Source organism: Pseudomonas sp. P4_C3, assembly GCF_056402075.1.
The window spans coordinates 1-636 of the sequence record NZ_JBFUIC010000777.1 but is presented as its reverse complement, the minus strand read 5'-3'; the positions used below and the strand labels follow the sequence as shown (position 1 = coordinate 636).

Sequence of the window (636 nt, the reverse complement as noted above, 5' to 3'; positions counted from 1 at the left end):
GTTGGCGGTCTGGTCCACGATCAGGTTGCTGATGGTGCGCGGCTGCGAGTCGAAGACGAAACCGCTGGTCTGCTGGTAGGAGGTCGGCGTGGTTCCGCCAGGATCGGCGGGGCCGAAGAAGCCGACCGGCTGGACCTGCGCGGTATTGAACACCGGCGTCGTCATACGCGGAAAGAAATTGTCGGCGGCACCGAACTGGGGATTGGCCAGGTTGTTGTCGATGCCGGAGACGGTGCGCAGGCCGAAGGGTACTTCTACGTTCGGCAGCATGTCAGCCAGACTCGCGCCTGCCGCATTCCGTTCAGCGATGAAAATTTGTTCGAGAATGAACTCGAGATCGGACTTGATGAAGCTGGCCATGGCTGTTTCCTCGATGCTTGACTAATCAGGAAACCACACGCATAAAACACGGCTGCAAACGCGTGGTTTAGTGCTGAACCCCATAAATAAAAATCTAAAATTGAACGACGGGACCTGGTACAACGGCCGCACCGAGCCCTTACTGAATCGCATGCGATCAGCAGTGCTCGACTGAGGATCAATTCCCCATGACAACCGTAACTACAGGCTGGTATTGCGCCTCAAGGAGGCGACGGCCCATGAACGCAGGTTGAATAGATGGCGTAACTTACTAAA

General features: G+C 56.0%; 1 protein-coding gene. It reads right to left on the bottom strand.

Annotation, left to right across the window (positions count from 1 at the left end):
* Positions 1-309 (bottom strand): hypothetical protein (locus AC1DVH_RS32390; protein ID WP_477757209.1); only part of this gene is annotated, 309 nt, incomplete at its 3' end.
* Between the last annotated feature and the right edge of the window lie 327 nt (positions 310-636).